Origin of the sequence: Sphingomonas sp. (assembly GCF_026460985.1) — a bacterium.
GTDB lineage: Bacteria > Pseudomonadota > Alphaproteobacteria > Sphingomonadales > Sphingomonadaceae > Sphingomonas.
The window spans coordinates 1-7,672 of record NZ_JAPKNM010000083.1; the positions used below are offsets into that span (position 1 = coordinate 1).

At 68.9% G+C, this 7,672-nt stretch carries 6 protein-coding genes; all 6 read right to left on the bottom strand.

What is annotated here, in order from left to right; translation table 11 throughout:
* Positions 1-140 precede the first annotated feature (140 nt).
* On the bottom strand, positions 141-2,033 hold the full coding sequence (locus MT490_RS13830; RefSeq protein ID WP_297388750.1) for an XrtA/PEP-CTERM system amidotransferase: 1,893 nt from the start codon (positions 2,031-2,033) through the stop codon (positions 141-143).
* A 1-nt stretch (position 2,034) separates the two neighbouring features.
* Entirely contained in the window at positions 2,035-3,564 is a 1,530-nt protein-coding gene (xrtA, locus tag MT490_RS13835; RefSeq protein WP_297388753.1) for an exosortase A, read from the bottom strand.
* Positions 3,561-4,760, bottom strand: coding sequence for a TIGR03087 family PEP-CTERM/XrtA system glycosyltransferase (locus MT490_RS13840; RefSeq protein WP_297388756.1), 1,200 nt, complete (start codon positions 4,758-4,760; stop codon positions 3,561-3,563). Before MT490_RS13840 ends, xrtA begins: the two co-directional genes overlap by 4 nt.
* On the bottom strand, positions 4,760-5,827 hold the full coding sequence (locus MT490_RS13845) for a FemAB family XrtA/PEP-CTERM system-associated protein (RefSeq protein ID WP_297388760.1): 1,068 nt from the start codon (positions 5,825-5,827) through the stop codon (positions 4,760-4,762). Before MT490_RS13845 ends, MT490_RS13840 begins: the two co-directional genes overlap by 1 nt.
* A complete protein-coding gene (locus tag MT490_RS13850; protein WP_297388763.1) occupies positions 5,824-6,669 on the bottom strand; it encodes an XrtA system polysaccharide deacetylase in 846 nt (281 codons plus the stop codon). The genes MT490_RS13845 and MT490_RS13850 overlap by 4 nt, the downstream gene beginning before the upstream one ends.
* A gap of 4 nt (positions 6,670-6,673) precedes the next feature.
* The coding region (locus tag MT490_RS13855) for an AAA family ATPase (RefSeq protein ID WP_297388765.1) at positions 6,674-7,672 on the bottom strand (999 nt) is incomplete at its 5' end.

Sequence of the window (7,672 nt, forward strand, 5' to 3'; positions counted from 1 at the left end):
GGGTGCGGCTGCGCAGCAGCCGCGCGGAGCTGCGCTCCGCTCTACCCCTCTCCAAGCTGCGCTAGGCAGCAAGCTGCCAAGCTCCGCTATCCTCTCCCCTATCAAGGGGAGAGGAAGTTTGGACTGACTGCCGACACACCCTATCCAAACAGCCGCTTTAGGCTCCGCTCGAGCATCAGCAGCTGCCACAGCGTCCTGCCGTGCTCTGCGCGGCCGGCCTTGTGGTCGGCGGCGAGTTGTTCGATCGCGCCGAGCTCGAACCAGCCGGTTCCCGCGAGCAGCTTCGACCGCGCGAGCCCCGCCGCCTCCTCGGCCAGCGCACTGCGGAACCAGGCGCTGATCGGCGTCACGAACCCCATTTTCGGCCGGTAGAGGATCTCCTTGGGCAGATAGGGCTCGAGCGCCTTCTTCATCAGCCACTTGCCCTGCCCCGCCTTGATGCGGAGCGATGGCGGCAAGGTCGCCGCGAATTCGACGAGGCGATAGTCGAGCAGCGGCTCGCGCGCCTCCAGGCTCACCGCCATGCTGGTGCGATCGACCTTGGTCAGGATGTCGCCTGGCAGCCAGTGCTGGATATCGGCATATTGCGCACGGTCGAGCCCGTCGCGCGCCGGCGCCCGCCGCATCGCGTCGACATAGCGCTGCTCGGCGGTGTGCCCGGCAAGCGTGTGCTTCGCGGCGGTGGTGTAGAGCCGGTCGCGCAACGCGGGCGCGGTGACGCCGACCGCCTTGGGATAAGCGAACTCGCCATTCTCGGCGAGCGCGAGCAAGGTGGTCTTGGCGCGGAACGCCTGGGGCGCCCAGTCGGCCTTGGGATAGAAGCGCCCCAGCGTCCCGAACACGCCCGCGCGCAGGCCTTCGGGGAGCAGCGAGCGCACCCGCTCCTCGGCTGCGAAGAACTTGTAGCGCCGGTACCCCGCCAACGCCTCGTCGGCGCCGTCCCCGGAGAGCGCGACGGTGACGGTCTCGCGCGCGAGTTCACACACCCGGTAGGTCGGCAGCGCCGAGGCGTCGGCGAAGGGCTCGTCGAAGGCGGCGACGAGCGTGTCGATCAGCGCGAAATCGTCGGCGCTCACCCGCCGCGCGCGATGCGCCGTCGCAAACCGCTCCGCCACCAGCGCGGCATGGCTGGTCTCGTCATGTCCCGCCTCGTCGAAGCCGATCGTGCAGGTCTTGACCGCCGCCTTGCTCGCCTCGGCCATCAGCGCGACCACCGCGCTGCTGTCGACTCCGCCCGAGAGGAACGCCCCCAGCGGCACGTCGGCGATCATCCGCGCGCGCACCGCGGTGCGCATATGCTCGATCAGCTCCGCCTCGAGGTCGCGGACCTTGCCGGTCGCCCGGTTGGAGAAGTCCACGTCCCACCAGCGCACCGGCTGCGGCATCCTCTTGCCGCGCTGGAGCAGCAGGAAATGCCCCGCGGGCAGCTTCTTCACCCCCGCGAGCAGCGACGCGTCGTCGGGGACGTATCCGAGCCCGAGATAATCCTCGACCGCGCGGAAATCGGGCCGCCGCCGGAACAGGGGATGCGCCAGCAACCCCTTGATCTCGGAAGCGAACGCCACGGCGCCATCGGCGAGCTTGGTATAGACCAAGGGCTTCACTCCGAAGCGGTCGCGCGCCAGGAACAGGCTCTGCTTCTCGGCATCGTAGAGCGCGAAGGCGAACATGCCGTTCAGCTTCTCGAGCATCCCCGTCCCCCAGGCGCGCCAGCCGTGGAGCAGCACCTCGGTATCGCTTTCGGTGCGAAAGCGTGCGCCCTTGGCCTCGAGCTCGGCGCGCACTTCCTGGAAATTGTAGATCTCGCCATTGTAGGTGACGACCACGCTCTGATCGGGCGTCGCCATCGGCTGGACGCCGCCCTCGAGGTCGATGATCGAGAGCCGTCGGTGGCCGAGCCCGACCCCGGGCGCGGTCCACACCCCCTCGCCGTCGGGGCCGCGATGCGCCAGCGCGTCACGCATCACGGCGACGCGGGCGGGATCCACGGGTTTCGCTATGGCGGGGTAATAGAGCCCCGCAATGCCGCACATATTAGCGACCGGCCGTGTGGTCGGCGAACGCGTCCACGGGCCCGAGCGCATTCAGGAAATCGCCGATCGCCGCCTGCGCGCCGTCATCGGGTCCCTGCTCGGCCGACAGCAGCACCCCCACTGCCGCCTGGTCTCCCCCCAGCAACTTGGTCTTCAACGTCTCGAGCTTCACGCGCTTGTCGCTCCCGGTCAGCGTGTCGCCTACGCGGTACCAACTAACCGTCACGCGTTCCACCCGCCCGGGACCGGTCATGCGCAGCGCGTGCCCGCCCGAAAGGCCCGGCAGGTCGGCGATGCGCACCCAGCGGTCGTTCTCGCGGATCGCGCCGATCCCGAAGCCGACCAGTTCCTTGCCCTCGCGCTGGCTCGCATAGACCGCGACCGCGAGGTCCACCGCCCTGCCCCGCGCGTCGGCATAATGCCCGATCAGGAAATGGTCGGCGCCCGGGAAATTGGGCACCCAGGCGACGGTGCTCGCGCCCACGCGGTGCCAGCCGGGAACTTCCGGAAGCGCGACCTTGGCCGGAAGCGGCGCCGCGCGGGCGGCGATCCAGCTCGACCAGCCGAGGAAGAGACTCGCCACGCTGAGCGCGAGCAATGCCGCCACCGGCGCCTCGGCGCGACGCGTCACCGGCGCCTGCAGCCGCTCCGGATCGAACCACGACGCATCGGGATCGCGGTCGAACCATTTCCAGCCGATCGCCAGCACCGCCGCCATCACCAGCGCGAAGAAGACCCAGCCATAGACGATATGGTCCATCCCCGTGGCCGCCTCGACCGAGGTCCACCAGGCGGCATAGATCGTCCCGAAGGCGCGCAGGCCGTTGGCGAGCACCGGCACGATCAGCGCCATGGCGAGGAAGGCCGCGCGGCGCGTCCAGGAGACGTAGCATACGTTCGCGACGAGTACGCCGAACGCGACCATCGCGATCACGAACTTGGCGCCCGAGCAGGCCTCGGCGACTTCAAAATAGCCGTTGGAGGTGGTGATCAGCACTCCGTCGACGTTGGCCGGCACGCCGAACAGGTGGAGCAAGGGCATCACCATCGCCACGGTGATCGTCTGGAGCGGCCCCTCGAGGAAATCGCCGAAGGGCACCAGGAAGGCCATGTAGGCGATCGGGAAGAGCAGGGCCCGGCTCGCATTGGGTCCGAGCACGCTCACGGCAATGCCCTGCAGCATCAGCACCAGCCCGGCATGGCGGAACAATGCGACGCCCGCGGCATCGCCGAGCAGCCAGCCCAGCCCTCCGGCCGCGACCAGCGCCAGCCCCGGCCACCAGCCCTGCGGCCGCACCAGCGCGAGCCCCCCGCGCCGCTGCCAGACCAGCCAGCCGATCACCGGCGCGATGAACAGGCAATGCCCGAAGGTGGTGTTGGTCCAGTAGATCGTGGCAAGGTCGCTGGTGTCCCTCCGGAACAGCAGCAGCAATACCGCCCAGGCGCCCGCGAGGATCGCGGCATGCCGCTTCCAGCGCGCATCGAAGCCCCCGGCCCGCGCGAAATCGTCCTGGGATAGCGCGATGGTCATGCCGCCTGTCCAAGACGCACGGGGGCACCGAGAAGGTGGTCGAACGCCGCCAACCGCGCATCCCATCCATAGCGCGCCATCACCCGCGCCCGCGCATCGAGCCCGAGCTCGGCGGCGTTCTCGCGATCCGAGAGCAAAAGCGTCACCGCCTCCGCCATGTCCTCGGCCGTGACGCCGACCGCGATCGTGCCGTTGTGGTCGATACCCTCCGCCGCCGCCGCCGAAGCGACGACCGGCCGCGCCATCGCCATCGCCTCGAGCACCTTGTTCTGGATCCCGCGCGCCAGCTTGAGCGGCGCCGCCACTACTGCGGCCGCCGCCAGCCAGCCGCGCACATCGGCGACCTCGCCGGTCACGATCACGCCCGCATGCTTGCTCAGCGCCTTCACCGCATCGGTCGGGTTGCGGCCGACGATCGCGAAGCGCGCCTCCGGGTGCGCCGCGCGCACCCGTGGCAGGATCGCCTCGACGAACCAGCTCACCGCCTCGACATTGGGCCGATAGTCCATCTGCCCAGTGAAGACGATCAGCGCGCTCCCCGCGTCCACGCGCTCGAAATCCGCCGATGGATCGAAATGCGCGGTGTCGATGCCGTTTTCGATCACATGCACGCGTTCAGCACCGGTGTGCCGGCGGAACAGGCCTGCCTCGGTTTGGCTCACGAACAGGCTTGCATCGGCGCGCGCCGCGACCGCGCCTTCGAACGCCATCAGCAGCCGCGCCTCTCGCGCGAGCACCCAGCGCATCGGCCCCTTCGCCGCGTCCGCATAGGCAGCGAACTTGGCCGAATCCATGTCGACGAAATCCATGATCACCCGGGCGTGCGGCTCGGCGGGCAGATACTGCGCCATCTGGCTCGAGAAGACGAAGATCGTCTCGATATCCTCGCGCGCCAGCACCTCGCGAACCGCCCGGCGCATCGCCGCATGGTCGAACGCGGTCAGCGACAGCGGTTGGCCCGACGCCAGCGCCTGCACCCCGGCCACGAACTGCGTCTTCGTCCGCCGCACGATCGCGCGGCTGGCGGTGAACCGTGCGAGTTCCGGCCGGTCCATGTCCCGCGGATCATCGGCGAAGGCCGCCAGGTGCACGCGCCCGCGCGCCGCCAGATGGCGGAGCATGTGGAAGCTGCGGATCTTGTCCCCGCGATCGGGCGGATAGGGTACGCGGTGCGCGAGGAAGAGTATGTCCCCCATCAGCCCAGCCCCCGCGCGATCCACGGGCCGAGCCGGTTCGCCGCCCAGAGCGGCATGCGCTTCCACGCCCGCACCTGCAGACTGAACTTGGGATCGAGAGGGTTCACTTTCCGCGGCGCCACACCCTCCGGCGCGCGCGTGAAATAGGTGAGCGGCTGCGGCTCGAACCCCCAATTCTTCTTGAACGCCGCCGCGCCGGTCCCGGTCTTGGAGCGCCCGAAATCGAAACGCGTGCAACCGCGTTCGCGCGCGTGGCGCATGAGCGCGAAATACATCGCGTCATTGGCGCGAAGCCCGCGCGCCGCCTCGGTCCCGCCGCCCCAATAGGGATAGACGACACCCTTCCAATAGAGGCTCAGCACGCTCGCCACCGGCGCTCCCCGATGGCGGACGGTCAGCAGGTCCGCCGCACTGCCGAATTCCTTCAGGATTTCGGCAAACAACGCGCGCGGAAAGACCGGCGTGCCCAGGTTGCGCACCGATTCGGCATAGACCGCATAATGCGCGGCCGCGTCCGAGCTTCCGGCCGCGATCTCGAGGTCGTTGCCCAGCGAGCGCCGCACCTCGGCGCGCTGCTTGCGCGGGATCGCGAGCAACTCGGCCTCGTCGTCCGCCGCCAGATCGCGCACGAAACCCACATAGGTGCTGTCGTCGATATGCCACGCGGTGCCCGGATGCGCTCCACCACGCAGCTCGACTGTAGGGCAGCTCAGCCGCCCGGCGAGCTCCCAGCCCGCCTCCGCCAGTTCGCGCACTGTGGCCGCACTGTCGGCAAGGATGCCCCCGCCGACCCCGAACCCTGCCGAGACCAGCGCCCGCCCGAACAAGGGCGAATGCATCTCAATCAGAGGCAGCACGCCGGCAATGCCGCCATTCCCGCGCTCCGCGACGAGATAGTGGCTCTTCTGCCGGCATCCCCGCGCCACCGCGGCGCTCCACGCCGGCAAATGAAAGGGCGTGCCATCGGGATGATCGAGCACCCAGGCGCCGATCTGATCCCGTTCGTTCGCATCGACCGGATCGGCGGTGCGCAGTCCGGGCGGCCGTGCCAGCAGCGGCGCGTTCACTGGAGCCGCTCCGCCTCGCGCGCAATGATATTGTCGACCCGATCCCAGGCATGCCGATCGAGCAGCCTTGCGATCTTGCCGGCCATCGCACCCAGCCGCGTATAGTGGCGGAAGCGCGACCGCAGCGGCGTATTCGGCACGCGCGGCTGTCCGGGATCGATCTCCCACGGATGGAAATAGAAGACCGCCGGCCGGGCATCGGCAAGGTTGGCGCGGCGGATCGCATTGTCGGTGACCCGCCCCGGCAGCAGGCGGAAATAGCCGCCGCCGGTAACGAAGCTCCGCCCCACTATCCGCGCGATGGTCACCGGCAGCTCGACGAACGATGAGTCGCCGAGCGGGCGATAGAGGCTATGTGGCGCGTCGGGCCAGCCATAATGGTCATGCGCGAGGGGCGCGACGCTCGACGAGTAGCTATAGCCGGACTCGGCCAGGATCCGATGCGCCCAGGGCGTCCGCGTGTCGAACGAGAAGCTGGGTGCACGGTATCCCGTGACGGTGACGCCCGAAGCGTCCTCGAGCACCTGCTTCGAACGGATCACGTCCGCCCGGAATTGCTCGGGCTCCATCGTGTAGACGCGGCGATGATCGCAGCCATGGCTGGCGAGTTCGTGGCCGCGTTCGACGATCGAGCGCATCAACGCCGGATAGCGTTCGGCGACCCAGCCAAGCGTGAAGAATGTTCCCTTCACCCCCGCTGCGTCGAACAGATCGAGGATCGTCTGCGTGTTGCCGACGACCCGATGCTCGAGTGAATCCCAGTCGCGCCGGTCGACCGCGCGTTCGAGCGCATAGACCTGAAACCAGTCCTCGACATCTACCGAGAGGCCGTTGACGACCATCGCGTCAGGCCGCGTGCCCGCGCAGCCCCGACAGGTCCGGCCGGCGCTCGTCGCCGCTCTCGACCCAGTCGACGAGCAGGGTCAGCACGCGCCGAAGCGCCGCGTCCTGCTCCTGCAGCTGCTTCTCGAGCTCGGCGATCCGACGGTCGAGCGACGCGTCCGCGACCGGCGCAGGGCTCTCCTCGAGAATCTCGGCACGAAGCGGGCGCGGCTCGACCGGCTCCGATGGCGTCGGCGTGCCCATCGCCATCGGCGCGATATCGCGCAGCTCGAGCGGCTCGGCGAGCGCGTCGCTGCGCTTCGCCGCCGCCGGCTTCGCGGAATCACTGTCGAGATCGGCGATCACTGCCGCAACCTCGGGTGCGCCGAAGGTGTCGAGCTGCTCGATCGCGCCGAACAGCAGCACGCGTCCGACGAGCTGGTTCACGCGGCGCGGAATGCCGCACGACCAGCGATGAATCGCCGCGAGCGCATCGTTGGTGAAGCGCGGCCGGCCCCGCCAGCCGACGCACGACAGGCGGTGTAGCAGATAGGGTTCGACCTCGTTTGCATCCATCGGCGCCAGATGGTGCATCGCGATCACGCGCTGGCGCAACTGCTCGAGCTTGCCGTCTTGCAGCGTCAGCCGGAACTCGGGCTGGCCGAGCAGGAAGATCTGGAGCAGCGGATAGCCACCGGCCTGGAAGTTGGAGAGCATGCGCAACTCCTCCAGGCTCTCCGCGGGCAGCGCCTGCGCCTCGTCGATGATCAGCAAGGTGCGGCGGCCGGTACGCGCCACTTCGTGCAGCCCATGCTCGATGCTCGCCAGCATCGCCGCCTTGCTCGCGCCGGTCGCGTCGATCTCTAGCCCAGCACAGACGGTTTGCAGCAGGTCCTCGGGACGCAATTGGGTCGAGACGATCTTGATGACGTTGAGGCGTTGCTCGTCGATCTCGCCGAGCAGATGGCCCATCAGCGTGGTCTTGCCGACGCCTGGATCGCCGGTGATCACCACGAAGCCCTC

What these genes read in the sequence shown, in the direction of transcription:
- MT490_RS13840 (WP_297388756.1), bottom strand. Translation starts at nt 4,760, where the DNA reads ATGGGGGACATACTCTTCCTCGCGCACCGCGTACCCTATCCGCCCGAT.
- MT490_RS13850 (WP_297388763.1), bottom strand. Translation starts at nt 6,669, where the DNA reads ATGGTCGTCAACGGCCTCTCGGTAGATGTCGAGGACTGGTTTCAGGTC.
- MT490_RS13830 (WP_297388750.1), bottom strand. Translation starts at nt 2,033, where the DNA reads ATGTGCGGCATTGCGGGGCTCTATTACCCCGCCATAGCGAAACCCGTG.
- xrtA (WP_297388753.1), bottom strand. Translation starts at nt 3,564, where the DNA reads ATGACCATCGCGCTATCCCAGGACGATTTCGCGCGGGCCGGGGGCTTC.